Genomic DNA, 26524 nt, shown 5'->3' with positions numbered 1-26524 from the left:
GGTCGCGAAGACGTTGGGGCAGGCAATACACCTCCTGCGGGTGTGCCGGCCTCTTCGCGAGCAAGCTCGCTCCCACGGATTCATACAGAGTTCAATCAATCACCACATGCGGCAGGAACCGGCTGGTGTCCTTGGTGATCAGGCTGTCGTCCTCGCGGATGCCGATGCCTGAAGCCAGGTCGCCGATGACCCAGGAGCCGACCAGGGTGTAGCTGTCACCGAAGCGCGGCAACGGCGAATACGCTTGCAGGATGTAGGGCGCGTCGGTGTAGGGGCCGTCTACGGCAATGACTTCGTCGCCTGGTGTGCGCATTTCGATGTTGGCGCCCTCGCGGGAAAAGTATGGCTTGCGCACCCACCCCTTGGGCAGCGGCTGGCGCGGGTCGGCATCGACATGGGCCGGCAACAGGTTGGGATGGCCTGGGTTCAGCTCCCATAACAGCGGCAGAATACCTTTGTTGCTGAGGATCGCCTTCCACGCCGGCTCGACGAACTGCGTGCCGCTGCCCGGAACATGCACCCCGAATGCCTCATGGAAAATATGTTCCCAGGCGTGCAGCTTGAACAAGCGCTCGATCCAGCGTCCGTCGAGGTCGACGAATCGGCCCGCGCTGTCCAGGCCGATGTCTTCGATGTCGATATGCCGGGCATCGATGCCGACATGAGCCGCCATGCGCCGCATGAAGTCGGTGGTGCCGCGATCTTCCACCGAACCGGACATGGCCGCGAAATAGAACGGGCTGGCACCGGGCATCGCCGCAAAGGCTCGCACCAGATCCTCGGCGATGGAGTTGAACTGCGTCGCCCGCTCAGGCAACACGCCGCGCTGCATCTGTTCTTCCAGCCACAACAACTGAAACGCGCCGGCTTCCATCAGGCTGGTGGGCGTGTCGGCGTTGATCTCGTACATCTTCGCCGGCCCGCTGCCGTCATACGCAAAGTCGAAACGAGCATAGAGATGCGGATGCCCTTCCCGCCACGATGAACGAACCAGATCGAAGAATGCTTCGGGAATCGCCAGACGAGTCAGCAACGCCTCGCTGTCCACAACCCGCGCCACCGCATCCAGGCACATCTGGTGCAACTCCTGGGTCGGCGCTTCGAGGTCGCGGGTGACCTGTTCCTCGGTGAACTGGTAGTAACCGCGTTCGTCCCAGTAACGCTCCCCGTCGATGGTATGAAAAGCAAAGCCCTCCCGCTCGGCGGTAAGGCGCCAGTCCGGGCGTTCCTCGATGCTGATCTTTTTCATGAACCTGATCCCTAGCCGCCGGAACTGAACCCGCCGCTGCTCTTGCCGCCCCAACCGCTGCGTGCGGAAGCCTGGCTGCCGAAACCACCGCGCGAGATGGTCGAAGACACCGAGGATTTGGAGCCCGAAGCTCCGAGGTTACGGCCCAGCGTGCTCTGACTGTAGCGGTTGTCCGAGCTGGTGCGGGCCTGGGTCGAGCGGCTGAAGGTCTTGCCGCGATTCATCTGGCCCGGCAACGAGGACGTGTAGTAACCGCCGCGGTCATCGCGGGTCTGGTAGATCGGCTGGGAATAGTAGCGATTGCCGCCGAAACCGTTGCTCATCAGGTTGCCGATCAACAGCCCGGTCAGCAGCCCTTCGGTACCGGAAAAGCCGCTGCCCGCCTGCGCGACTTCCGCGCGGGCCTTGTCCAGCGCTTCCTTGGGCACGTTGCCTTCGAAGCCGAGTTCGAACCCACCCAGCCTGGGCATGTACTTGCCGTCGGAGGTGACCTGGCAATAGTCGGGAACGAAATCGGCTTCGCAGGAGGACTTGTCGTCGTAGGTCGGCGCGATGCGTCGATGGTCGGACATGGCCTGCATATAGGCGTCCGAGCACGTGTCGACCGGCACCTTGGCTTCGACACATTCCTGGACCGACTTGAAGTTGGCCTGGGCGGTGAAATTCGGCGTGTCCTCCGAGGAACCACAGGCTGCCAAGGCCAGTGGCAAGGTACTGGCGAGCACCAGTTTTGCGGGGCTGCGTCTCATGATGATCTCCTTGACCGTGGCCGCTGTCAGACCGTCGGGGTCATGCAGGCGGCATTGAGCATGCCGACACTGATTGCCACGCTGGCGGCATAAATCGCCGCTGCGATTTCGCCCTTGGCGATGCGTGCGGACAGCCCCTTGAGCACCAGGCTGGTGACGCTGAACGCCAGCAACTGGACGACTGCCGCGATCAACGCCCAGACGATCACGTCCACGATGCTGACGCTGTAGGCGATGATGTTGCTGGCCGGCAATGCAAAGCCGATCAGCGAGCCGCCCAGCGCCAGTGCCGCCGCGCTGTTGTTCTCACGGATCAGAGCGAACTCCTTGTGCGGCGTCACCCGGCTGTAGATGAACTGGAACAGTGCGAACAGAATCGCCGCCACCAGAATGTACAGAATGAAGCCGAACACGGCCGTGGCGTTGAGCGACATACGCAGCGCGTCGATCATGAAGATTTCCTTGTCAGAGTACGTTGATATCAGTGGATTGCAGGGTGACGCCAACCGCCGTAGTCAGCGTGATGGCGCCTTCTTCGTCTTCCTCGACGGAGAACAGCAAAAACTCCCGGCGGTTGATCAGGCCGGTTTCGCGGGCATACAGCATGCTCAGGTGTTTGACGCGGTAGTGGCCGTCGGGGCTTGAGACGTCCTCGTCCAGCGGCGTCAGCTCGGTCTGTCCTTGTTCCGAGCCCCATTGGCGGAAGAACTCCTCGCCTTCATGCTCATAGACCGGCAAGCCGATCTGCGACTGCGGGCCGGTCAGGCGCAGCAGTTCATCCTTGCTGGTGATCGGCACCGCGCTGTAGTAGCCAAACAGAATGATGTCCTGAATGTCTTCGGCGGCCAGGCCATTGCTGACCACCTGCAGGAAATAATCGTCGTTATCGAGATAAAAGCGCTGAATGCTCATCGACTGGCCAAGGTCGATACGGCCCACGGCCCAGACCTTTTCGTCGCCGGGAATGACCACGTGGGAGTGGCCGTCCAGCAGCATTTTCAGCGACGAATCCAGACATAGCATGCGCCCGGAGGCAAGCCCCAGCGGACTGGCGACGGCCGCCGATGCGCCTTCGCGCCCGGACGGCTTGGGCGCTTCGAGGCCCATCGCACGTTTGAACCAATTCATAGCGCATCTCCTTGCAGGCGAGCGGACGCGATGTAGAAAATTTCGCCGCCCGCGACAGTCACGTCGTTGGCGGGATTGATGGTGAACTGACCCTGCGGCGACGCGCGGTAGCCGATCAGGGTGGCGTTGAACTCCTGGCGCAGACGCACGTAAAGCTCGCCGCACGAAGACTTGAAGCCGACCGGCAGCACATGACGGAACTGGGTCGCACCTTCGCCAATGCACAACAGTTCGGTGATGACCGAACTGGAGCCTGGGTCCTGGGACGAACGAACCAGCATCTCAATGGCCATGTTCGAGGTGCATTCCAGCTCTGGGGCGTAGGTGCGAGCCAGCGCGGCGCGCTCGGAGTTATTGAAGTGCGCAACCACGTGGCCTTTCGGCCCCAGGCTCTTGAGCGTCAGGACGATGGCCAGGGTCAGGCTGTCGGACTGGGTATGGACCAGAATCCGCTCGGCACCGATCACTCCGGCGCGCAACAAAACCGAGGGCGAATCCAGGGATTCGCCTCTGATGAACGAGGCCTGACCGGGCATCGGGTTCTCGACGGCGATGCAATCGCAGATGACCAGCCCGTCGCGCCGGGTGGCGCAATCCTGATTGAGCAGCTCGACGATACGTTCGCTCGCTTCGCCGTCCCAGCCGACCAGCACGGTATGACCGGTAAGCGCCGAGCAGTCGCCCTGTCCCTTCATGTTCCTTCTCCATATATCGCCGACGGAAGTCGAGGCCTTGCCGATCACCGTGGTCAGCAAGGCGATACCGCCCAGCATGATCCAGGTGGCCGTGATGATTTTGCCAAATGCGGATTTGGGCGATAGATCGCCGTAACCGACAGTCGTGGCGGTGGTCAGGTAGAAGTAGGTGAAGTCCGCACCTTGAAGCAGGTGCTCTTCGGCGGCCAGGGCCAGCAGAATCCAGGAAATGAGGTAATGCCCGGCCAGCAGCATGCCGATGCCGGCCCAGCCGAAGCGGTCGAAGAACACCGAGACGTGACGTCTGAGTAACAGGAACAAGGTCATTGCTTCAAATCCTTGATACAGCTTTCATCCGTTGATACCGACAACAACATTCACTGCGCTCAGCTGGCCACCAGCTTCCTGGAATGCATCAGCCGCGCTACGCAGATACCGGCCAGCGCACCGGCAATGTGCGACTCAAATGAAACACCCGCCGCCGGCAGGAACCCATAGATCAACCCGCTGTACAACGCCAGCGCGATCATCGCCAGCAGCAGGCTGGCGATACTGCGCTGATACCAGGCCCGCGCCAACAGGTAAGTCCATAGGCCGAAGATCAGGCCGCTGGCCCCGACATGCAGGCTGGTACGACCGACCAGCCAGACGATCAGACCGCCCAGCAGGCAGACCAGACCGACCACCCACGCATAACGCTTCACGCCTTCGGTCGCCACCAGCCAGCTCAGCGCCACGAATGGCACGAGGTTGCCCAACAGGTGCGCGAAGGAGCCATGAATGAACGGCGCGAGAATGATACCCCGCAACCCCTCGAGGGTGCGCGGGACAATGCCGAATGATACCAGCCAGTACCCGCTGAACGCGTTGACTGTTTGTACTGCCATCATCAGCAGCGACAAACCCAGCACCCACTTGAGCCGTATCGAAAAACCCATGTGCTTTCCCTGCGACCGCCCGTGGGGCCAGCGGCCTCGCCGCCCGCCCCCGGGACGGATTACTGACCTGAGGTCTGGCTCTTGGCTTTCAGGCGTGCCAGGACGTCTTCGGCACCGCCGGTCCTGGAGCCGATGCCCGCTTCCTGCAGCCGGCGTTCCAGATCGCTGCCGTTGGACTGGCTGGCCAGTTCCTCGGCGGCTTCGAGCTTGGCGTCCTGTTCATCCTGGCGCTGCTTGAGGCGAGCCAGTGAGCCGACCGCCGTTTCCACTGCACCGCTGGCACCACCGGTGGCATTGGCGGTAGCGACTCGGGCGCGCTGCACGGTTTCCCGGGCGCGGGCCATTTCCACCTGCTGCTTGAGCCCTTTGATGCGCGATTCAGCCTTGACCACCTGTTCCTGCAGCAGATCGACCTGCTTGGCGAACTGGTCGGCCAATGCCTGTTCCTGATCGCGCTGCGCTTCGATCTCGGCGATCTTGTTCGCGCATTCCACGGCCAGCGCTTCTTCACCCTTGTTCAGGGCCTGCATGGCGCGGCCTTCCCAGTTGGCGATGCTGGTGGCGTGTTCTTCAAGGCGCTGGGCGGACAGCTTGTGCTTGGCCTTGATGGTGATCAGACCGTCGCGGGCCTTGACCAGCGCGCTGTCGGCGTCACGAATTTCCTGATCCAGGATGCGCAGCGCGTTGGCGTCGACGATCGACTCGCCCACTTCGGAAGCGCCGCCGCGTACGGCCGTTACCAGTTTTTTCCAGATGCTCGTTGTCATGAATCTCTCCTTGCTGACAGCAATGTTCTTACAAACGTGTTCAGCGAATGAAATGGTCGTCGAACGCCTCGGCCGCACGGATCACGTTGTCCGCCAGGGTGAGGATTTCCTGAACGATCACGGTCAGGGACGACGCCGCGCTGAGGGCGCCGAACAGGCAGTAGACTTCCTGGCCGTCGGCCAGACGCTCGATGCCCACCGAAGACAGGGGAAACAGGTCGCGGCTGCGCAGCACCACTTCGTTGAACGCAACGGTGTCCTTGACCCGATCCACTTCGACCAGCGTGGTATCGGCCAGGATCTGGTCGCCCACCACTGCGATGTAGACCGGCAGGTCGCCGAATTCCTTCAAGGTCAGACGGATGCCCGGCTCGGCGCCGTCGGTGACGGACAGTTCGATATCGCCGCTGACCACCGCATCGAGCCCGGCAAGGGCGTTTTGCAAGGAGCTGGTCGTCCAGTTGGTGTTCTCGGTCATGAAATCCTCCAGTTTGATTCTCTGGCCCAGAAAGGGCTGCCGCAGGGCTTTTTCGATACCACGCAGGGCATCGACGTTCTCGGGCCGGATCCAGAATTCCCGCTTCACCAGCCCGGCTTCCTTGAGTCTTGAACGCATTTCACGCATGTAATCGGTGGAGCTTTTCGATACCTTGGCCGGGACTGCTTTGTCACCCGTGTTTCTACGAGGCATGGCGGTTCCTCTGTGTGCCGGGGATCAGGGGTGCACGCTAACAGATGTCATCGAGGATGGATATCCCTCACATGTGAGATTTTCCAACGCCCCGATCCGCTGTAGGAACGGTGCATAAAAAAGGTGCTAGCCGCCTAGCGGGTAGCACCTTCCTCAACCTCGCCGAGGTTACTCGGCCAGGCTCTTGCTCACCACTTCGAACACATCAGCGGACAGGTTGCCCGACGCGAGGATGCGTTCCAGTTCGGCTTTCATCAGCGCCTGACGGGCGCTGTCGTATTTGCGCCAGCGGGTCAGGGGTGCCAGTTGCCGCGATGCAATCTGCGGGTTGAAGCCGTTCAGCTCGATGACCAGATCCGCCAGGAAGCGGTAGCCGGAGCCGTCCGCCGCATGGAAGTTGATCAGGTTCTGGCCGGCGAAGGCACCAATCAGCGCACGAACCTTGTTCGGGTTCTTGATGTTGAACGCCGGGTGCTGCATCAGCGCCTTGACCCGCTCCAGACCACCCGGCAACGGGCTGCCGGCCTGGACGCTGAACCACTGATCCATGACCAGCGCATTGTCCTTGAAATTCTCGGCGAACACCGCCAACGCCTTGTCCCGCGCCTCGGTAAACGGCGAGTTGACCAGCACCGCCAGCGCCGTCAGGCGTTCGGTCATGTTGTCGCTGGTGTCGAACTGTTCGATGGTCGCTTCAAGCACTTGCGGTTTGGCACTGAGCATCAGGTACGACAGTGCGATGTTCTGCAGGGCGCGCCGGGCGAAATGTTCCGCTTCGGCCACATACGGCGTGGCTTTCGATACGCCGCGATTGACCTGATACCGTTCCCACAACGCATCGAACAGGCTGTCGGCCAGCTCACGACGGGCAAACTCACGAGCCGCGTGGATCGCATCAACGTCAGCCACTTCGCTGATTTCCGTCAGATACGCTTCGCTTGGCAACGAAAGCATTTCGGCAACCATCGCCTGATCCAGCTGCTTATCGGCCAGGACCGTGCCCAGCGCGGTGACCAGACGTTGGTCCATGACCAGCGCCTTGCCCTGCTGGTGCTGGCCAATCAGTTCCTGAAGCACCTGAACCGACAACTGCTGACCGGCATCCCAGCGGTTGAAACCGTCGCTGTCGTGCTGCATCAGAAACATCAGTTGATCGCGGTCGTAGGGGAAGCTCAGCTTGACCGGTGCCGAGAAGCCACGTAGCAGCGAGGGCAGCGGGCGTTCGGTGATGTCGACGAAGGTGAAGGTCTGCTCGGCGTCGGTCACCGACAGCACGCGGGTAGTGCCGGATGCCGCCGCTTCGCCGGCCAGACGCAGCGGGATTTCGCCACCACGGCTGTCCAGCAGCCCCAGCTCGACGGGAATCACGAACGGCTGTTTTTCCTGCTTGTCCGGGGTGACCGGATAGCTCTGGCGGAAGGTCAGGCTGTAGGTGCCGGCGGCGCTGTCGTAAGACTCGCTGACGGCCAGACGCGGCGTGCCGGCCTGGCTGTACCAGCGCTTGAACTGGTTCAGGTCCACGCCGTTGGCGTCTTCCATGGCTTTGATGAAATCGTCGCAGGTCACGGCCTGGCCGTCATGGCGCTCGAAATACAGGTCGCTGCCTTTGCGGAAGCCTTCGGCGCCCAGCAGCGTGTGGAGCATGCCGACCACTTCCGAGCCCTTTTCGTACACGGTCAGGGTGTAGAAGTTGGAAATCTCGATAAAGCTGTCCGGCCTTACGGCGTGGGCCATGGGGCCTGCGTCTTCGGCGAACTGGTGAGTGCGCAGGTAAGCCACATCCTGGATGCGCTTGACCGTCGCCGAGTTCATGTCGGCCGAGAAACCGGCGTCGCGAAACACGGTGAAGCCTTCCTTGAGCGACAGCTGGAACCAGTCGCGGCAGGTCACGCGGTTGCCCGACCAGTTGTGGAAATATTCGTGGGCAACGATTGCCTCGACCCGCTGGTGTGCGGCGTCGGTGGCAGTTTCGGCACGAGCCAGCACGGCGCTGGAGTTGAAGATGTTGAGGCCCTTGTTCTCCATCGCGCCCATGTTGAAGTCGTTGACGGCCACGATCATGAAGATGTCCAGATCGTACTCGCGGCCGTAGACCTCTTCGTCCCAGCGCATGGACTTCTTGAGGCTGGTCATGGCGTGCTGGCACTTGTCGATGTTTTCCGGCTCGACATAGATGCGCAGGGTCACGACCCGCTGGCTCATGGTGGTGAAGGTGTCTTCCACGCACCACAGATCACCCGCTACCAGCGCAAACAGATACGCCGGTTTCTTGAACGGATCTTCCCAGGTCGCCCAGTGCCGGCCGTTGTCTTCCTGGCCGCTGGCGATCGGGTTGCCGTTGGACAGCAGGATCGGGAATTGCTGTTTGTCGGCACTGACCGTCGTGGTGAAGACGCTCATCACGTCCGGGCGGTCGAGGTAATAGGTGATCTTGCGAAAGCCTTCGGCCTCGCACTGGGTGCAGAACATGCCACCGGACTTGTACAGGCCCTCCAGCGCGGTATTGGTTTCCGGGTGGATGCGCACGGTGCTGTCGACCGTAAAGCGCTCGGCCTTGGGATGCAGGGTCAGGTGGTCGGCGGTCAGCTGGTAGTCAGCCGCACTCAGCTCGGTGTCGTCCAGTTGCAGCGACACCAGTTCCAGCTGCTGGCCGTTGAGTTCCAGTGGCGGCAGGCCCGCGCCCCGCTCCGGGTTGCGGCGCATGACCAGTTGCGCGTGTACCAGCGAATGGTCATCGAACAGCTCGAAGGTCAGGTGCGTCTCGTCGATGAGGTACTCGGGCGCCTGGTAGTCCTTGAGGTAAATCATTTTCGGTTGTTCGGTGCGCATGCTCGAATCCTTACTGATGCACGGCCAGCTGATAGGCCGTGTATTTGCGAATGTTGATCACGCCGGTGTCGAAAATCAGGTACTGGCCCTTGATTCCCAGCAGCGTGCCCTCGGCAATCGGGTTCTTGTCCAGGTTGAAGCTGACGATCTTGGTGGGATACGCCTCGACCGGATAGCGAAACTCGAGAGGCTCGGCGTCATGCAGCAATTGGATGGCCTGCAGGCCGAATCGTTCTTGCAATCCAAGCAGGCCCGCGCCGCAGCTGTCGAACAGTTCCTGACGGATCGCCTTGAGATCGACCGGTTGCGCGTCACCCTTGAGCAGTGCGCGCCAGTTGGTGCGGTCGGCGACCTGACTGCGCAGCAGGTCTTCGACGAAGCCGGACTGCTGCCGCGTCGCAACCCGCAGGATGGGCAACGCCTGGCTGGCACCCTGATCGAGCCATCGAGTAGGCAGTTGGCTGGAACGGGTGATGCCCACCTTCACGCCCGACGAGTTGGCCAGGTAGACGATGTGGTCGGTCATGCAGAATTGCTCGCCCCACGCCGGATCGCGACAGGTGCCTTGATCGTGGTGACACTTTTCCGGGCTCATGATGCACACGTCGCACTGGGCGAGCTTGAGCATGCACGGGTAGCAGTAGCCCTGGCTGTAGCTGGATTTGGTCTTGCGACCGCAGTGGGAACAATGGATCGCCCCCAGAAATTCCAGACGCAGGGTTTTACCGATCAGCGGGTTGACCGGAATTTCACTGTCGCCCAGACGAAAGGCGTACTGCACCAACGACGCGTCTTCATGACGCACCGACATTTTGTTGACTGATCCGCGACCGAGTTCGATCAATGAATGGCATCCGACTTGAACAGAATATTGGGCACCGGCGCTGACTTGGACGCACATTCCTGCGGGCCCATGTAACCGATGCGCTGGTCCTCGGGCAGGTTCTGCGCTTCCCAGGCGATCAGCGCCTGCAACGACAGTTCACGCTGCTCCTGGGTCAACTTGCGCCCGTCGGACCATTTGCCGATTTCCACGGCAAGCTTGAGGCTCTCGTAGATATCCGGGGTGATGTTTTCGATCATTTCCACAAAAGATGACATGGCCTACTCCAGAAATTGGCGGGCAGTATTCTAGCCCTTCCTGCGGGCCAAGGCTCCGCCTGCAAGACCCGTGACACAACCGATGATCAGCCCGCCGACATGTGCGCCGTTGGCGATATCGCCAAAACCGAGCATGCTCACCACGCCGGACAGGCACAGCAACAGCCAGACGAGCATCATGACCAGCACGCCGCGCGGCAGGCGGTAGATCGGGTTGGGCGCCAGCAGCTGGAAGATCCAGCAGTGGCCCAGCAACCCGTACAGTACGCCGGACAGTCCACCGAACAGGCCGGGACCGCCAAACGTGTATTGAACATAGTTGGATACGGCGGCGAACAGCAGGGTCAGTGCCAGCAGATGCCCGCTGCCCTGGCGCAGTTCAATACGCCGCCCCAGCTCCCAGTACCACATGGCGTTCATGGCCAGGTGCAAGACACCGAAATGAATGAGCATCGGCGAAACCACCCGCCACCACTGCCCCGCCGCCAGACTGTCGGCCAGCGCAATGAACGTTGCGTAGTCGCCATGCACGCGAAAATCGAGAAACGTCAGCCAGCGCACGGCGTCCAGATTGTCGCCCAGCAACGTCACGCCGGCGACGATCAGGCTTGCCAGCAGCACCAGTGTCGTGACCGGGCTGTCACGCAGCTGGCCGAAGAACGAGCTGCGCCCCTTGTCGCCGCCCGCTCCGGCCGGCAGTTGGTAGGCGTCGTCTCCCTCTGGAAAACGTTGGTACAGCTCGCGCACTTCATCGGGCAGCTGGCCCGCATCGGGCACCCACAGGACCTGCTCGCCCACCTCTTCGCTGACGCGATGGGGCACTTGCAGGCGATGAAGAAGGCTGACGAAGCCACTCAGATCCGTGGTCAACGGCAGGCGCAGGACAGCAACTGGGGTCATTACGAATTCTCGGGGCGCTGGACGTCGACCCAGACGAACTTGTCTGGATCAATGCGGGTTTCTTGGTCCAGCCGGTAAGCAACCAGCTTTCCGTACAGCACAGCGCTGTAGTCCAGGCAGGCCAGGTTGGGACGAATGGGTGCGGGGATGCCGCTGCGCCAGTAATGGCCCACGAACAACATGGGTTCGTCGCTACCGTAGCGCAGCAGCGCGTTCTTTTCGCTGGTCGACAGCGGCGTCTTGGCCACGCCTTCGGGCAGCGCGTCAGGCTGGAAGACGATATCGCCGTAGGTTTGCGGGTCGTCTTCCCAGAATTTGGTGCGGAAGAACGCGCGGGTCAGGCCGTCGCCGCCGGTCAGCGTCAGGCCGTGGGGCAGGCGCATGTCGGTGCCGCGCAGCAGGCGGTTGAACACTCCGCTGGCGAAACTGCCTGGCACCGCCGAGGCCTGGACGAAATGCTTGTCGATGCAGCCGTTGCCATGCAGGCCGCGCAGCGGTTCGATCAGGGTCGGGTCCCAACAGGCATGCACCACTCGAAAACGCTCGGCGTCGATGAACAGCGGCAACTCGTAGAACCAGTCGACGAACTCGGCCCATTCCTGCGGATACGCCTCGAATTGCGCCAGTGTTTCGCCGATCAGCTTCGCGTGGCGCGGGCTGTGTTCGCGAACATACTGCTGGCCACTTTCCGGCAGCGCGGGTGTCATCCAGCCCAGGGCGTTGAACTCGTGATTGCCCATGATGCAATGGGCCTGCCCGGCCTGGACCATGTCGCGCACGATGTGCAGGGCTTCGCGAATGCGCGGTCCGCGGTCAATGATGTCACCGAGGAAAATCGCTATCCGCTCGGGATGGCGCCAGACGCCGGCCTGCAAGCGATAGCCGAGTCTTTCCAGCAAGTGCTCAAGGGTATGAGCACATCCATGCACGTCACCGATCAGATCAAAGCTACGCGCCGGATCGAGCATCAGTCGCCCCCAGCGCCGAGCCGACTGCCCCAGCCCAGCTTGGTGCGGCAGACTTCGTAGTAGTTGTGGTCCAGCGGGTGGATCAGGCGCAGTTTCTGCGACTTTTTGCTCACCGTGATGGTGTCGCCGGGCGCGCAGGTGAAGTGGTTCTGGCCATCGCAGGACACTTGCGGATAAATCGTCATGTCCTTGGAGACCACGATTTTCAGCTCGCTGTTCCCGTCGACCACGATCGGCCGTCCGGAAAGGGTATGCGGATACATCGGCACGATGACGATGGCGTCGAGTTTGGGATGCATGATCGGCCCACCCGCCGACAGCGCGTAGGCGGTCGAGCCAGTGGGGGTGGCGACGATCAGGCCGTCGGCCTTCTGGCTGCAGACGAACTGGCCGTCGATGTAGATTTCGAACTCGATCATCCGCGTGGATTTGCCCGGATGCAGCACCACGTCGTTGAGCGCGTCGCCCTGTCCGATGGCTTCCCCGTGACGGCGAACCTCGGCCTGGAGCAGGAAGCGGTTTTCGACCAGATAGTGGCCATCCAGCACTTCAGCGCATTTGACTTCCAGCTCGTCGGGGCGGATGTCGGTCAGGAAACCCAGGCTGCCGCGGTTGATGCCCAGCACCGGGACGTTATGTCGCGCGAGCGCACGGGCCGCGCCCAACAGGCTGCCATCGCCACCGACCACGATGACCATGTCGCACACCTCGCCGAGCATCTTGCGCGAGGACGTCTGCAGGCCGTGGCCCGGCAGCACTTCGGCGATGGTCTCTTCGAGAATCACATGCAGGTGGCGATCCAACAGGAATCGCTTGAGTCGGCGAACGGTATCGAGCACCTGGACACTGCCCAGGCGGCCAATGATGCCGATATTGCGAAATTGCTCCATGGGGCTCCTGCTGCGGATGCGATACGTCTTCAAAGGTGGGGATTATGGGCGAACGGCGGGGTAGCGGCAAACGCAGGATATATCGGTGCGCGACTTTCGGTGGGAGGAAACTTTTGAATGGTCGTCATACCCGTTGCGCAAGGGCGCCAACTGTCTTTGACTTCTCACCGGCTCAGGACTCGCCGCCCGCCGCCAACAACGGCTATCCTCGGTGCATGACTCTTTTCCCCAGCCTTGTCGACCTTCCCCGCCAACTGCGCCATCCCGAAGTCCGGGATCTGGCGTGGGTCATTCTGGCGCCGCCCATGCTGGCCGCAACACCCTGGCCGCAGCGTCATCCGCTGACCGGCAGCGACTGGGTGCAGGCGCCGCAGCAGCTGGCGGAATTCCTGCTGGACCTGGATCAGGACAGCCGTGCGCTGGAACACTGGCTGGCGCAAGCGGCGACGCGCCGCCTTGGCTTGTATTACGAACGCCTGTGGCAATTCGCCGTGCGTCATGCGCCGGGCGTGGAGATCATTGCCGCCAATCTGCCGATTCGCCAGGGAGGTCATACCCTGGGCGAGCTGGACATGCTATTGCGCGACCGGGACGGCGTGCACCACGTGGAACTGGCGATCAAACTCTACCTGGGGCCGCAGGACGGTAACGGCAGCGATTCGGCGCAGTGGCTGGGGCCGGGGTGTCACGACCGGCTGGATCGCAAATTGACGCACTTGAGCCAGCATCAACTGCCGATGTCGGCGCGCCCGGAAAGTCAGCTCGCCCTCGCAGCCCACGGCATCGAAGGCTTCAGTGCCGAGCTCTGGCTGGGCGGCTACCTGCTGTATCCCTGGCCCGGACAGGCGCAATCGCCCAGCGGCGCACACGCCCAGCACCTCAAGGGGCGCTGGCTGCATCAGCGCGACTGGCCGCGGTTCGTTGCCCAGAGCGAAGCCGGGCGCTGGCAGCCATTGCCGCGTCACGCCTGGCTGGCCCCGGCCCGCTACGCCGACGCGTGGCCGGATACCCGGTTGCAGGACTGGCTGAACCAGCTCGACCCGCTGGCTCCGGCGCAATTGCTGGTGCGCCTGAACCCGGCGGACGACGGTCATTGGGTCGAGACCGAACGGCTGTTTCTGGTCTCGGACATGTGGCCGAATCTGGCAGACACCAGCCTGTCGTCCATCCCGGCCGTACTGCCTGCTTCACCGCTGTGAACGAGGCGGCGTCTTCATTTGGTGCGCGGCAACAGAATCGCCAGGATGCCCAGCAACGGCAGGTACGAGCACAGGTTATAGACGAACAGGATGCCGTGGCTGTCGGCCAGATAGCCCAGCAGCGCCGCGCCGATCCCGCCAAAGCCGAACATCAGGCCAAAGAAGATCCCGGCGATCATGCCCACGTTGCCCGGCACCAGTTCCTGCGCATAGACCACGATGGCTGAAAACGCCGAGGCCAGCACGAAGCCGATGACCACGCTCAGCACACTGGTCCAGAACAGATCGGCATACGGCAGTGCCAGGGTGAACGGCGCGGCGCCGAGGATCGAAAACCAGATCACTGCCTTGCGGCCGATCTTGTCGCCGATGGGTCCGCCGAAAAAGGTGCCCGCCGCTACCGCGCCCAGGAACAGGAACAGATGCAGTTGCGAGCTGGCCACCGACAGGTCGAACTTTTCGATCAGGTAGAAGGTGAAATAGCTGGTGAGGCTGGTCATGTAGAAGAACTTGGAGAACACCAGAAACGCCAGCACCGCCAAGGACACAATCACCCGGTTGCGGGACAGACCGTGGGTCGCCGCCTGGCCTGCCTTGAGCTTGAACAGGTTCAGGTGAGCGCGATACCAGCGGCTGATCACATACAGCAACCCAAGGGAAAACAGCGCGATCAATCCGACCCACGCCACATTGCCCTGGCCGAACGGAATGATGATCGCCGCCGCGAGCAGCGGCCCGATGGCTGAACCGGTATTGCCGCCGACCTGAAAGGTCGACTGCGCCAGGCCGAATCGCCCGCCCGACGCCAGTCGCGCGATGCGCGAGGCTTCCGGATGAAAGGTCGAGGAGCCGATGCCGATCAGCGCCGAGGCCAGCAGGATCATCGGAAAGCTGCCGACCATCGACATCATCACGATGCCGACCAACGTGCAGATCGAGCCCACCGGCAAGACCAGCGGATTGGGGTGACGGTCCGTGTAGTAACCCACCCAGGGCTGCAGCAGCGAGGCAGTGATCTGGAACGTCAACGTGATCAGGCCGATCTGGGTGAAGCTCAGGTCATAGCTGGCCTTGAGCATCGGATAGATCGACGGCAGTACCGCCTGGATCAGGTCGTTGATCAAATGCGCCAGCGCCACGGCGCCGATGATGCGCATGACCAACGGGCTGGATTGAGGGGTTGTCGAGGCCGCCGCCGCAGCAGGCTGAGCACTGGTCGCCATGGAATTCATCCGTAAAAAGGGTTTCAGGTCGCCCCGGACGGATGGTTACAAGATGTGTCACGCGTACCAGGGCGCGCCAATGTGCCATTTTTCGGGGCGCCCGTGCCACGTTTTGTTGCGTTTTTGCCAGACCGGTTCACGTCAGGCCACGGACGTGAGCGACGGCCCCTTCTGCGCAACCGGCACATCGTGCAGGGAGATCTTCGACATTTCCGGGAGCGCCAGCCCGCCGACCAGCGCCAGGATCGACACCGCAATCAGGTAGAACGCCGGCGACAGGTTGCTGCCGGTGGTAGTGATCAACCAGGTGGCTACCAGCGGCGCGGTGCCGCCAAACAGGGTGTAGGCCATGTTGTAGGTGATCGCCGAGGCGGTGTAGCGGGTGCGGGTCGGGAAGGTTTCCGAGAGCAGCGCCGCCGTCACCACGCCGCACAATACCGCGCCGACTGCCAGCAGCATGACGCCGACGACAGACGCCGCGAACGAGCCCGAACTGGCCATCAGGAACGAGGGAAACACCACCATCATCAACAGCATGCAGGCCGTGCCCATGGTGACGCGGCGTCCGACCTTGTCGGAAAACGCACCGGCCAACGGACAGATCGCGGCGGCAAACAGCAATGCGATCAAGGACACCAGCAGCGCCGTGGCCCGACTCAAACCGCCCGCCACTTGCAGGTAGGTCGCAAAATACGTGGTGAACATGTAGAACGACAGCGCCGTCAGCGAGACGAAGGCGCCCAGGCAGCAGATCGCCGCGCCGTGATGGCGCAAGGTTTCCTTGAGCGGAGAATGGGCCACATCATGTTCTTCGGTGACCGCCTGGAACGCCGGGGTTTCATCCAGTTTCCAGCGCAGGTAGAGCCCGACCAGCCCCAGCGGCGCGGCAATCAGGAACGGTAGGCGCCAGCCCCAGCTGCCCATGGCTTCGGCCGACAGTGAAGCCTCCAGCGCGTACGCCACCACAGCAGCTGCGGCGAACGCGGAAAAGGTCGAGACCGGCACGAAGCTGCCATACCAGGCTCGTTTGTTCTGCGGCGCGTGCTCCATCAGGTAGGCACAGGCCCCGGCATACTCGCCGCCGGCCGAGAATCCCTGGGCGCAGCGGATGATGGTCAGCAGGATCGGTGCCGTCACACCAATGGCGGCGTAAGTAGGCAACAGGCCGATCAGGGTGGTGGCGGCGGCCATCAGCAGAATGGTCATCGCCAGGGTGCGCTTGCGACCGATCCGGTCGCCGAGCATGCCAAAGAAAATCCCGCCCAATGGCCTGAAGGCAAAGGCCACGGCGAACACCGCAAAGGTTTTCAACAACGCGGCACTGGCGTCGCCACTGGGGAAGAACTGCAGGGCGATGGTGGTCGCCAGGAAGCCGTAGACGGCAAAGTCGAACCATTCGACGAAATTACCGATGGCGGCGGCGACGATGACTTTCTTCAGCGTGGCGGGATCGACTGGTGCAGTGGCGGTGGTTGTCATGCTGACCTCGGCGTCGGGATCGGAAAGGACCGATTATCGAGACCGCGACGGGTTGGCCTTAATCCAAAACAGTCACTCACATAGTCAGGGCCGACACCTGCAAGCCTAAAAGCGCAAAACATGTCCCAGAGCGTCTGGATCGGGCTTCAGAGCCCCATCGCCCGACGCCCTTGCAAGCCGCCGGTATGGACGAAGATCAAGCGACTGCCTGGCGGGAGTCGCCCGGCCAAGGCCTGCTCCCGCAAAGCCAGCAAGGCCTTGCCGGTGTACAGAGGCTCCAGTGGCACGTCGGACTCGGCTTCGGTCTCGTTGATGAAAGCCAGCAACTGCGGATCGGTTCGGGCGAAGGCACCGCGGCTGGCTTGCAGCAGGTGGCAGGCCGCGTCGTTCATTGCGCAACCAGCCTGATCCATTACTGCCGCGATATTCTGCGCCACGCCGTGATCGTCCGGCACCGCCAGCGCGCCATGCACCGGATGCGCCCCCGCCTCGGCCAGCATCAATCCCGCCAATGTGGTGCCGGTTCCGGCAGCCAGCCACCAGCCGTCGTAGTCGTCCCAACCCAGCGTGCTCAGTTGGCTGTGCACCATTTCCAGCAAGACACCGCACCCTAGCGCACCGGCCAGTGCGCCGCCGCCTTCGGGGATCGCTTGAAAATCCGGGTATCGCTCATGCCACGGCAGCCAGAAATCCGGCTCATGGCGAGCGCGATAACCGCCATAACCCAGCCAGTGTAGTTGCATGCCGAACGCCTGCAGGTCACGACGGGTGGGCGTCTCCTGGGGATGCCCGCGCAACAACCCGACCGTGGGAAAGCCGAAACGCTTGCCCGCCGCCGCCAGGGCATGCAGATGATTGGAATGCGCACCGCCCAGGCTGATCACACCATCGGCGCCCGCCGCCACGGCATGACGCAGATGCCCAGTCAGCTTGAACCACTTGTTGCCGCTGATCAGCGGATCGATGAGGTCCAAACGCAGAATCGCAACCTCAACCCCCGCGTCGCGTAGCCACGTCAGGGTCATGGGTTGCAAGGGCGCGGTCGGGTGCCAGGTGAGGGTGTCAGCGAGCATGGAAGGTCGAGCTCTGGAGGAGCGCGCCGGCGGCGTTGCGTCTTGCTGGCGATTGTGAAGTCTCAGTCGCTGATGTGAAATCAGATATGTCGCAGTCGCGAGCACCAAGGATCGCCGCACGCACGGCCCTAAAGGTGGTGATGTGTTTATTCATGTCATCCGTGGTTGGCATGTTCCGGTCAGGGTGGCAGTCTAGCACCGCCCTGACACGCCTTGGATCAGTCAGTCGCTTTGCTGGTCATTCGGTTTTAAAACCGGGTTTGCCGTTTTCAGCGCGCCATTGTTTGACTGTCTTGATCACCCCTTCAGGCGAGCAGTCTGCGCCGGGCAATGGGTAAAACAAAATATCAGTTCCACGTGGGTATTCCGTGACCTCTCTAAAATGTCTGACCCACGAATTATGCTCAGCCTCACTCCTTGAATTGACCAGAAAAATATCTTTGAGGAAGCTAGTGAATTCTAATTCAGTATAATCTTCAAATCGCTTCTTTAGCTCAGCCATGATTCACCCTTGCGTGTAATTTGATATATTCTTTAGGAGTCAGGATGATAAGGTTATCCATACTATAAACCGCCCCCCCCTTTAGAGATATGATTTATGTGGTGAATCTCTAACACCTCTCGCCTACCAACTCTTTGATCTTCAGTCACCACTGGAGAGTATCCGCGCCTCATACGATCCAAGTTAAGAATAGAGAATTGGGGCACCAGCATTTCATCAGCAGCCACCAACTTCCAGAAAACCCCTCTAAACTGGGAAAAGCTACTGAATGTTCTACCCCGCAACTGATCCGCTATCTGCTTCGGTATCGGAGCACCCTCTCCTTCGGTCAACCCTAGCCAACCAGTTAAAACATCCTGCCCTTCGCCGCTCGCCGCTCCTGGCATATCACGTCGACTTCGGAACACCACATAAAGCGGCGGCAGTCCGGAGTCGGCGGGGAAAACAAAAATGTAATCATCAATCCGCGCATCGGCAAGTTCCGGGTACGTGTCGATCCTGCCTTCAGACGGGACAAATGTGGCACCCTCGTACACCGGTGCAGGTGGGCTCTCGACAGGTAGCGCGGTCGAGCTGTCGCCTGGATGAACGATGGGCGTCCAGATCAGAGTGCGTTCAGGATCATCGGGCGTCGAGGCGGAGTAAACGTTCCGTGCGGCATCATAGGTAGCCGTGATGACCCGCACGGAGGACGAGACATGAACCCCGTCAGCCGGAATGGCGATGACCTCTGTTTGTTCATCAACCGATGGTCTGAAGCCTAAGCGAACGGGAACCTCAACCGTGCCTGTGTTCTGGGCACTGACTGACAGCTCCCCCAGCTCCGAGAGCGGTAGCGAGAGCGCGTAACGCTCCGGCAGTTCGCCGTTGCCCAGCTCGGATGAATAAACCAGGGCGCCTACGCCAACGAGAAATCCTGAAGCAACGCTTCCTAATGCGCCGACTGACGACCGGATCGCGGCCTGCAAGGTAAGCGCGCTGCCCTCTGCTGCGAGAATCCTGCCTGCCGTGGTCAGCAATTGGGCGCTCGGTGAGCCTGCGGTGCCACTAAACTGAAAAATGCCCTTGGCGACTTGCTTGAGTAGCTCTTCTTTTCCAGACCTCTCAGCTTCCGCTGCTTCTGCTTGAGCTTGTTCCGCCTCCGCTCGGGCTGCCGCTTCCGCCTGAGCTCGTTCTGCCTACGCTCGGGCCGCCGCTTCGGCCTGAGCTCGTTCTGCCTCCGCTCGGGCCGCCGCTTCGGCTTGAGCTCGTTGCGCCGCTGCTCGGGCCGCCGCTTCGGCTTGAGCTCGTTGCGCCGCTGCTCGGGCTGCCGCTTCGGCTTGGGCTCGTTGCGCCGCTGCTCGGGCCGCCGCTTCGGCTTGAGCTCGTTGGACGTTCGCCAGCCTTGCGCGTAATGCAGCTGTCTGTTGATTCAACCTTCCAAGTGCTTCGACTGGGAAACGACGTTTATAGGCGGCTTCGTGCGAAGCCTGTGCAAGCCTGTATATCTCCTCCTGATTGCGAGAGCGCCCCATGCGCAGGATCGCCTTGTTAACTTGCTGATGGAGCGTCAATGCCAGCGGATCCCCACCGTAAAATTGATCCGCAGCAGAAGAAAGCTGCTGAATTTCAGATCTTCTCCGTTCCGAAAGTTGGTGACGCAAATCTAACTCTCGTTGGATTCCCTCAACCGTACTAATGTTTTCAGGGCGACCACCACGAGCCGCACCAAGCTCTTGACTGAGACTTGAATCAATTAAGGAGAGGCCATTCTTGAATTGAGCATCCCACTCGGTGACAGCCCGCATTATAAAGGGACCGAACTGCATCATTTCACCCATCCCTGGCAGCCTCCCTGTAGACCATCCTCCGAGGGTAAAATTAGTGCTGATCGGCTCCGCCCCCACATAAACGGGAGGGAGTGTTATTTGATTCTGTGGCATATGATCATCCTGAATTCAGCGCGCCAATATCCAGACAGCAGAACACCGGCCACGCACAAATAGCGCATCCAATTGCGACTATTGGCATTAAAAAAAACAATGAACAGACGAATATAATCCGCTAAACAAGATTGGTTTAAACAGCTTCAATCAGGATTTACCAGCCCCAAACACTAAAATGCACAACACAACCTATTACAAAAAGTAACTTGCCGAAACAGCCTAACACCCGCGAACAAACACAGCAGGATTAAAGCCATTTACCTGTAGGGCCTTGCTTCAAATTCCAGAGAAAACCCCAAAAACAAAAAAGGCGCCTAAGCGCCTTCCTTCATTCAAGAATCTTCCAGTTAAAATTTACAACGTAGCCGCCAACCTCGATCCCTGATTGATCGCCCGCTTGGCATCCAGCTCGGCAGCTACATCCGCGCCGCCGATCAAATGCACTGATTGCCCCGCTTCCACCAGTTCGTCATACAGCTCACGCAGTGGGTCTTGCCCGGCGCAGATGACGATGTTGTCCACCGGCAGCAGTTTTTCTTCGCCTTCCCCGATACGGATGTGCAGGCCGCCGTCGTCGATTTTCAGGTACTGGACGCTGTTGAGCATCTGCACCTGTTTGTTTTTCAGGCCGGTGCGATGGATCCAGCCGGTGGTCTTGCCCAGGCCGTCGCCGACCTTGGTGTCCTTGCGCTGCAGCAGGAACACCTGGCGTGCCGGGGCGTGGAGGTGCGGTCTGATGCCGGCGACGCCGCCCCGGGCCTGCAGGCTGGTGTCGATGCCCCACTCGCGCCAGAACGCATCGCGGTCCAGGCTGGTGGCGACGCCTTCGTGTACCAGGAATTCCGACACGTCGAAGCCGATACCGCCGGCGCCGATTACTGCCACGCTTTTGCCTACCGGCTTGCGGCCCTGGATGACATCCAGATAACTGAGCACCTTGGGATGCTCGATGCCGGGGATGGCGGGAAGACGCGGTGCGATGCCGGTGGCGAGGATCACTTCGTCATAGCCGTCGGCCACCAGATCGCGAGCTGCGACCCGGGTTTGCAGGTGCACCTCGACGCCGGTACGTTTCAGCTTGTGCTGGAAGTAGCGCAGGGTTTCGAAGAATTCTTCCTTGCCGGGAATGCGCTTGGCGATGTTGAACTGGCCGCCGATCTCGGCGGCCGAGTCGAACAGCGTCACCTGGTGACCGCGTTCCGCCGCGACGGTGGCGGCGGCAAGCCCGGCAGGGCCTGCGCCGACCACGGCGATTTTCTTGATCTGGGCAGTCGGCAGATAATTGAGTTCGGTTTCGTGACAGGCCCGCGGGTTGACCAGGCAACTGGTGAGCTTGCCACTGAAGGTGTGGTCCAGGCAGGCCTGGTTGCAGCCGATGCAGGTGTTGATCTCGTCGGCCCGGCCTTCGGCAGCCTTATTGACGAATTCAGGGTCGGCCAGGAACGGGCGCGCCATGGACACCATGTCGGCGTCGCCTTCGGCGAGAATCTGCTCGGCGACTTCCGGGGTGTTGATCCGGTTGGTGGTGATCAGCGGAATGCTTACCGAACCGCGCAGCTTGGCGGTCACCCGGCTGAAGGCGCCACGCGGCACTTTGGTGGCGATGGTCGGAATCCGCGCTTCATGCCAGCCGATGCCGGTATTGATCAGGGTCGCGCCCGCTTTCTCGATGGCCTGGGCCAGCTGAACGATTTCTTCCCAACTGCTGCCGCCTTCCACAAGGTCCAGCATCGACAGGCGAAAGATGATGATGAAGTGCGGGCCGACCGCTTCGCGTACCCGCGTGACAATCTCGATCGCCAGGCGCATGCGGTTCTCGTAGCTGCCGCCCCAACGGTCGGTGCGATGATTGGTGTGGGCCACCAGGAACTGATTGATGAAGTAGCCTTCCGATCCCATGATTTCGACGCCGTCGTACTCGGCGAGCTGTGCCAGGGTCGCGCAGTTGACGAAGTCCTGAATCTGCTTTTCGATGCCCGCCTCGTCCAACTCTCGCGGTTTGAACGGGTTGATCGGCGCCTGGATCGCGCTGGGCGCCACCTGATGACTGCTGTAGGCGTAGCGGCCGGCATGCAGGATCTGCAGACAGATCTTGCCGCCGGCTTCATGCACGGCGCGGGTGACGAGACGATGGGGCTGCGCTTCTTCGACGCTGGTCAGTTTTGCCGCGCCGTCGTAAACGCCGCCCTCAGGGTTAGGTGCGATCCCGCCGGTGACCATCAGGCCAACTCCGCCCCGCGCCCGCTCGGCAAAATACGCGGCCATGCGCTCGAATCCGCCGGGGCGTTCTTCCAGTCCGGTGTGCATCGAGCCCATCAGCGTGCGATTGCGCAAGGTGGTGAAGCCCAGGTCCAGCGGGGCCAGCAGGTGCGGATAATGGGCAGCGGTCATGGTGAAGCTCCATCGGGTCAATCACGGGGAATCGAAAGCCTCTGCGGGCGCTCTTCTTGTACGGCATGCAGCCCGGATTGACGGGCTGTTCATGGCGCCACAGTAAAGAGCGCTACGGCCACACTCAATGACTGAAAATGACAGATTATTGATCCAAATGTGCAGGCGCCCTTGGCAAGCGCGGAGCCCGGCCCTACCCTAGCCGACAAATTACCCAACGCTGTCGGCACCTCTTATGCGTAAATTCCTGATTGTCTGCCTGCTGGTGGTCAGCGTAGCCGCGCTGGCCAGTTACGGCCTGTGGACCGGACAACGCCCGATGGGCCATTATCTGTCCGATCTGCGCGCTCGGCTGGTAATCGACAGCGGACAACCCGGCAAGCGTGGCAACCTGCTGGGCATCGAACCTGAGCTGTTCCCCACCGACTATCAGGATTTGGGGCGCCTGCATCGCAAGCTCGCCGCCTATCTGGAGCAAGCCCGCGATCAGGGCCTGCTCAGCTCCAGGACCGTGGTCGTGCTGCCGGAACATATCGGCACCTGGCTGTTCGCCACAGGTGAAAAGAATCAGTTCTACAGCGCCGAAACCGTCGAACAGGCCATGGACTGGCTGGCCTGGAGCAATCCGCTCAAGTTCCTCGGCGCACTGCTCGGCACCGAAGGCGACAACCGCCTGGATGATGCCCGCATGCGCATGAAAGCGCGCTCCATGGCCGAGGATTATCAGCGGCTGTTTGGCGGCCTGGCCCGGGAGTTCGGCGTCACGCTGGTGGCCGGCTCCATCGTGCTGCCCGATCCAAGCCTGATAGACGGCCGACTGCGCAGCGGCCGTGGCGCGCTGTACAACGTGAGCCTTACCTTCGGCAGTGATGGTCGACCGCTGAGCCAGCCGCAACGGCAGATCTACCCCAGCCACCATCGCCGCCGCTATGTCAGTCCGGACAGCCACGCGCCACTGCACGTCATCGACACCCCCGCCGGACGACTGGCCGTATTGATCGGCAGTGACAGCTGGTACCCAGGCAACTATGCCCGCCTGAACGAAAGCGGCGCCGAGCTGATCGCGGTTCCGGCGTTCGTGACCGGCAAGGCCGGCTGGTCGGGCCCCTGGCGCGGCTATCGCGACCAGAGCGCCCGGGCGAACATCGATCTGCCGGACGACACCCTCACGGAAGAACAGGCCTGGCACCGGTTGACCCTGACGGGCCGCGTGCCGCAAAGCACCGCTCGGGCGAGTATCAGCGTGTTCATGCATGGGCAGTTCTGGAACCAGGGCAGCTCCGGCCAGAGTTTCGTCAGTCAGGCAGGCCGAACCGTGGTTCAACCGGCAACCCAGGCGCTCGCCCCAACCGGTGCGCGCTTGATCAACGTCTGGCTCTGAGCATGCCCGGCCTGAGCATACGCCTTGGGGACCTTTCAGTAGGTTTCGTGCAAAACCTTGCCGACGCAATCCGCAGTTTCGGTGAAGATCCTGATCCGCTGCTGAAGCAATACGGCCTGGATGCCTTGCGCCTGAGCGAAGCTGGCGCACGCCTGTCGATTCCGCGCTACATGCGCCTGGGTCACGCCGCCGTGCAACTGACCGGTCAACCGGCGTTGGGCCTGCGCATGGGCCGGCTCAGCCGTCTGGCTCAGGCCGGCCTGGCTGGTGTCACCGCCGCCCAGGCACCCAACGTGCGCGAGGCGGCGCGGGTCTTGACCCGATTCGAACCGCTGTACGGCGCCAACTACCGTGGCCAGTCGAGTTTGCACGAAGATGCCGGCGGCGCCTGGCTGCGCTTTTACTCGATCAGCCCGTACAACGCCTACAACCGCTTCGTAGTGGATTCGATTCTGTCTGGCTGGATCGTGCAGTTGTCCGCCCTGGCCCAGGCGCCGATCAAGGCCCACAGGGTCGAGATCGAATTCGACGCACCTGACTATGCGGCGGACTACAGCTTTCTCAGTGAACAGCAGCCGGTGTTCGGCGCCACGACCAATCAGCTGCGCCTGGATCATGCAAGCCTGGCCCTGCGCAATCCGGACCATTGTCCGAGCACCTGGAAGCATCTGTTGCAGCTGTGTGAAAAGGAACTGGACCAACTGACCCGCACCCGCAGCCTGCGTGAGCGCATCATCCAGTTGCTGGGGCCGCTGTTGAGCGGAGGCCGGGAACCGGACCTGGAGGAAGTGGCGGCCAGACTCAAGCTGCCGACCTGGACACTGCGCCGCAAGTTGGCAGAGGAAGGAACCCAGTATCGTGCGGTGCTCAACGACACCCGCCGTGATCTGGCAATGACGTATATCCGCGATACCGAACTGGCTTTCGGAGAGATTGCCTATTTATTGGGATTCGCCTCGGCCGAGGCGTTTCAACGTGCCTTCAAACGCTGGAATGGCCAGACTCCCGGAGAGTTCCGCCGCAGCCAGCGTCAGGGCAGCTGAACCGTCACAACTCGGTGGCGTCGTCGGCAGGCTCTACCGGATCGTGTTCGGATGCGCGGTATTCGAGCCATTCTTCTTGATAGTCATCCATGGGTGCACCCTCTTGGCTCATGTACGTTTGTGTTGGTTGAAGTCGGAATCAATGACCGTCTTATCGACTGTAAAGTGCCGAGATGAAGGAAAAATGTCGGTCTCGAGAAGGAAACGAGACGCCGGTCAAGGGATTTACCTTTGGCTGCCGACAACGACCCGATACGACTGACGGCTTGACTTGATCGCCCTGCTCGCCATAACCTCCAGCCCATGCACATATCCAAGCAAAACATCGGCCAGATTATTATTACCGTCATTCCAGTCATGGCGGGTTAGCCGACGTTTGCAAAAAACCCGCCCTGGAGGCGGGTTTCTTCTGTCTCCCGGGCTACTTTCAGAACCAGGAGTCAGACATGATCGCTATCCTCCGCTCTATCTCTCGTTTCGCCACCCTTCAGCTGTTCGTCCACGCCGCGCAACAGCCATTGCATAAGGCGACGACGCGATGAGCCACGGCCAGACCGATCTGCTGAACCACTACGCACGCAAGATCCTCACCTCCCGTGTCTACGACGTTGCCGTGGAAACCCCGCTGCACGGCGCCCGCCAGCTGTCCGAGCGGCTGGGCAACCAGGTGCTGCTCAAGCGCGAAGACCTGCAACCGGTGTTTTCCTTCAAGATTCGCGGCGCCTACAACAAGCTGGCGCAACTGTCTGCCGAGGAACTGGCGCGGGGCGTGGTCACGGCTTCAGCGGGCAACCACGCCCAGGGCCTGGCGCTGGCGGCCCGGGAACTGGGTATCGCGGCGACCATCGTGATGCCCAAGACCACGCCGGAAATCAAGGTCGAGGGCGTGCGTTCACGGGGCGCGCAGGTGCTGTTGCACGGCGATTCGTTTCCCGAAGCGCTGGCGTACTCGCTGAAACTGGTGGATGAGCAAGGGCTGGTCTACATCCACCCGTATGACGACCCCGACACCATCGCCGGGCAAGGCACGGTCGCCATGGAAATCCTGCGCCAGCAGCCGGGCGCGCTGGACGCGATTTTTGTGCCGGTGGGCGGCGGCGGCTTGATCGCCGGGATCGCGGCCTACGTGAAATACCTGCGCCCGGAGATCAAGGTGATCGGCGTGGAGCCGGATGACTCCAATTGTCTACAGGCGGCCATGGCCGCCGGCGAGCGGGTGGTGCTGAATCAGGTCGGGCTGTTCGCCGACGGCGTGGCGGTGGCGCAGATCGGTCATCACACCTTCGAAGTCTGCCGGCACTACGTGGACGAGGTGATCACGGTCAATACCGACGAAATCTGCGCGGCGATCAAGGACATCTACGACGACACCCGTTCGATCACCGAACCGGCCGGCGCGCTGG

The 26524-nt window shown here is 61.5% G+C and carries 25 protein-coding genes; 4 read left to right on the top strand and 21 right to left on the bottom strand.

Annotated elements, in window-relative coordinates; all coding sequences use genetic code 11:
* Window positions 1-91: 91 nt before the first annotated feature.
* The 14 genes from EGJ27_RS17100 to EGJ27_RS17035 form a co-directional block, all read right to left on the bottom strand.
* Window positions 92-1249, bottom strand: a complete 1158-nt coding sequence (locus tag EGJ27_RS17100) for a glutathionylspermidine synthase family protein (RefSeq protein WP_125831922.1) — start codon at window positions 1247-1249, stop codon at window positions 92-94.
* An 11-nt stretch (window positions 1250-1260) separates the two neighbouring features.
* Complete coding sequence (locus tag EGJ27_RS17095) at window positions 1261-1998, bottom strand: DUF1190 domain-containing protein (RefSeq protein ID WP_125831921.1); 738 nt, start codon at window positions 1996-1998, stop codon at window positions 1261-1263.
* Window positions 1999-2024: 26 nt separating this feature from the next.
* Window positions 2025-2450, bottom strand: a complete 426-nt coding sequence (locus EGJ27_RS17090) for a DUF350 domain-containing protein (protein ID WP_125831920.1) — start codon at window positions 2448-2450, stop codon at window positions 2025-2027.
* Between the two features lie 13 nt (window positions 2451-2463).
* Entirely contained in the window at window positions 2464-3126 is a 663-nt protein-coding gene (locus EGJ27_RS17085) for a YjfK family protein (RefSeq protein ID WP_125831919.1), read from the bottom strand.
* Entirely contained in the window at window positions 3123-4148 is a 1026-nt protein-coding gene (locus EGJ27_RS17080) for an ion channel (protein ID WP_125831918.1), read from the bottom strand. Before EGJ27_RS17080 ends, EGJ27_RS17085 begins: the two co-directional genes overlap by 4 nt.
* Before the next feature lie 59 nt (window positions 4149-4207).
* The gene (locus tag EGJ27_RS17075; RefSeq protein WP_125831917.1) at window positions 4208-4759 is read right to left on the bottom strand and encodes a rhomboid family intramembrane serine protease; all 552 of its coding nucleotides are present in this window, start codon (window positions 4757-4759) and stop codon (window positions 4208-4210) included.
* A 59-nt stretch (window positions 4760-4818) separates the two neighbouring features.
* Entirely contained in the window at window positions 4819-5526 is a 708-nt protein-coding gene (locus EGJ27_RS17070; RefSeq protein ID WP_125831916.1) for a PspA/IM30 family protein, read from the bottom strand.
* Window positions 5527-5566: 40 nt separating this feature from the next.
* Entirely contained in the window at window positions 5567-6217 is a 651-nt protein-coding gene (locus tag EGJ27_RS17065; protein WP_125831915.1) for a YjfI family protein, read from the bottom strand.
* 168 nt (window positions 6218-6385) lie between these two features.
* Window positions 6386-9046, bottom strand: a complete 2661-nt coding sequence (gene pepN / locus EGJ27_RS17060; RefSeq protein ID WP_125831914.1) for an aminopeptidase N — start codon at window positions 9044-9046, stop codon at window positions 6386-6388.
* 10 nt (window positions 9047-9056) lie between these two features.
* Window positions 9057-9890, bottom strand: coding sequence for a DUF2797 domain-containing protein (locus tag EGJ27_RS17055; protein WP_177523052.1), 834 nt, complete (start codon window positions 9888-9890; stop codon window positions 9057-9059).
* Window positions 9887-10147 carry a YeaC family protein gene (locus EGJ27_RS17050; protein ID WP_125831912.1) on the bottom strand — a complete coding sequence of 87 codons (261 nt, stop codon included), beginning with the start codon at window positions 10145-10147 and terminating at the stop codon, window positions 9887-9889. The genes EGJ27_RS17055 and EGJ27_RS17050 overlap by 4 nt, the downstream gene beginning before the upstream one ends.
* A 30-nt stretch (window positions 10148-10177) precedes the next feature.
* Window positions 10178-11047 (bottom strand): rhomboid family intramembrane serine protease, encoded by an 870-nt coding sequence (locus EGJ27_RS17045; protein ID WP_125831911.1) that lies wholly within the window; start codon window positions 11045-11047, stop codon window positions 10178-10180.
* Complete coding sequence (locus EGJ27_RS17040) at window positions 11047-12015, bottom strand: metallophosphoesterase (RefSeq protein ID WP_125831910.1); 969 nt, start codon at window positions 12013-12015, stop codon at window positions 11047-11049. The genes EGJ27_RS17045 and EGJ27_RS17040 overlap by 1 nt, the downstream gene beginning before the upstream one ends.
* Entirely contained in the window at window positions 12015-12905 is an 891-nt protein-coding gene (locus EGJ27_RS17035) for an NAD(+) kinase (protein WP_125831909.1), read from the bottom strand. Before EGJ27_RS17035 ends, EGJ27_RS17040 begins: the two co-directional genes overlap by 1 nt.
* Before the next feature lie 215 nt (window positions 12906-13120).
* Here EGJ27_RS17035 and EGJ27_RS17030 point away from each other — a divergent pair, with 215 nt between their 5' ends.
* A complete protein-coding gene (locus EGJ27_RS17030) occupies window positions 13121-14104 on the top strand; it encodes a DUF1853 family protein (protein ID WP_125831908.1) in 984 nt (327 codons plus the stop codon).
* Between the two features lie 14 nt (window positions 14105-14118).
* Here the strand turns inward: EGJ27_RS17030 and EGJ27_RS17025 are convergent, their stop codons facing one another.
* From EGJ27_RS17025 to EGJ27_RS16995, 7 genes are all read right to left on the bottom strand, one after another.
* Complete coding sequence (locus tag EGJ27_RS17025; RefSeq protein WP_125831907.1) at window positions 14119-15327, bottom strand: MFS transporter; 1209 nt, start codon at window positions 15325-15327, stop codon at window positions 14119-14121.
* Window positions 15328-15468: 141 nt separating this feature from the next.
* Entirely contained in the window at window positions 15469-16806 is a 1338-nt protein-coding gene (locus EGJ27_RS17020; RefSeq protein WP_125831906.1) for an MFS transporter, read from the bottom strand.
* A 146-nt stretch (window positions 16807-16952) separates the two neighbouring features.
* Complete coding sequence (locus tag EGJ27_RS17015) at window positions 16953-17879, bottom strand: 1-aminocyclopropane-1-carboxylate deaminase/D-cysteine desulfhydrase (protein ID WP_125831905.1); 927 nt, start codon at window positions 17877-17879, stop codon at window positions 16953-16955.
* A 238-nt stretch (window positions 17880-18117) separates the two neighbouring features.
* On the bottom strand, window positions 18118-18381 hold the full coding sequence (locus tag EGJ27_RS17010) for a bacteriocin immunity protein (protein ID WP_125831904.1): 264 nt from the start codon (window positions 18379-18381) through the stop codon (window positions 18118-18120).
* A gap of 62 nt (window positions 18382-18443) precedes the next feature.
* Entirely contained in the window at window positions 18444-19400 is a 957-nt protein-coding gene (locus EGJ27_RS17005; protein WP_125831903.1) for an S-type pyocin domain-containing protein, read from the bottom strand.
* Between the two features lie 159 nt (window positions 19401-19559).
* Entirely contained in the window at window positions 19560-20201 is a 642-nt protein-coding gene (locus EGJ27_RS17000; RefSeq protein ID WP_125831902.1) for a hypothetical protein, read from the bottom strand.
* Window positions 20202-20660: 459 nt separating this feature from the next.
* Entirely contained in the window at window positions 20661-22697 is a 2037-nt protein-coding gene (locus tag EGJ27_RS16995; protein ID WP_125831901.1) for an NADPH-dependent 2,4-dienoyl-CoA reductase, read from the bottom strand.
* A gap of 235 nt (window positions 22698-22932) precedes the next feature.
* Between EGJ27_RS16995 and EGJ27_RS16990 the strand changes: the two genes are divergently transcribed.
* The 3 genes from EGJ27_RS16990 to ilvA form a co-directional block, all read left to right on the top strand.
* A complete protein-coding gene (locus EGJ27_RS16990; protein ID WP_125831900.1) occupies window positions 22933-24078 on the top strand; it encodes a nitrilase-related carbon-nitrogen hydrolase in 1146 nt (381 codons plus the stop codon).
* 2 nt (window positions 24079-24080) lie between these two features.
* Window positions 24081-25121, top strand: a complete 1041-nt coding sequence (locus EGJ27_RS16985; RefSeq protein WP_125831899.1) for an AraC family transcriptional regulator — start codon at window positions 24081-24083, stop codon at window positions 25119-25121.
* Window positions 25122-25659: 538 nt separating this feature from the next.
* A partial coding sequence (gene ilvA, locus EGJ27_RS16975) for a threonine ammonia-lyase, biosynthetic (protein WP_125831898.1) occupies window positions 25660-26524 on the top strand: 865 nt, incomplete at its 3' end.

It is taken from the genome of Pseudomonas sp. v388 (assembly GCF_003935425.1).
In the GTDB taxonomy this organism is placed as follows: domain Bacteria; phylum Pseudomonadota; class Gammaproteobacteria; order Pseudomonadales; family Pseudomonadaceae; genus Aquipseudomonas.
The sequence above is the reverse complement of the archived record's forward strand: the minus strand, read 5'-3'. Positions and strand labels throughout refer to the sequence as shown.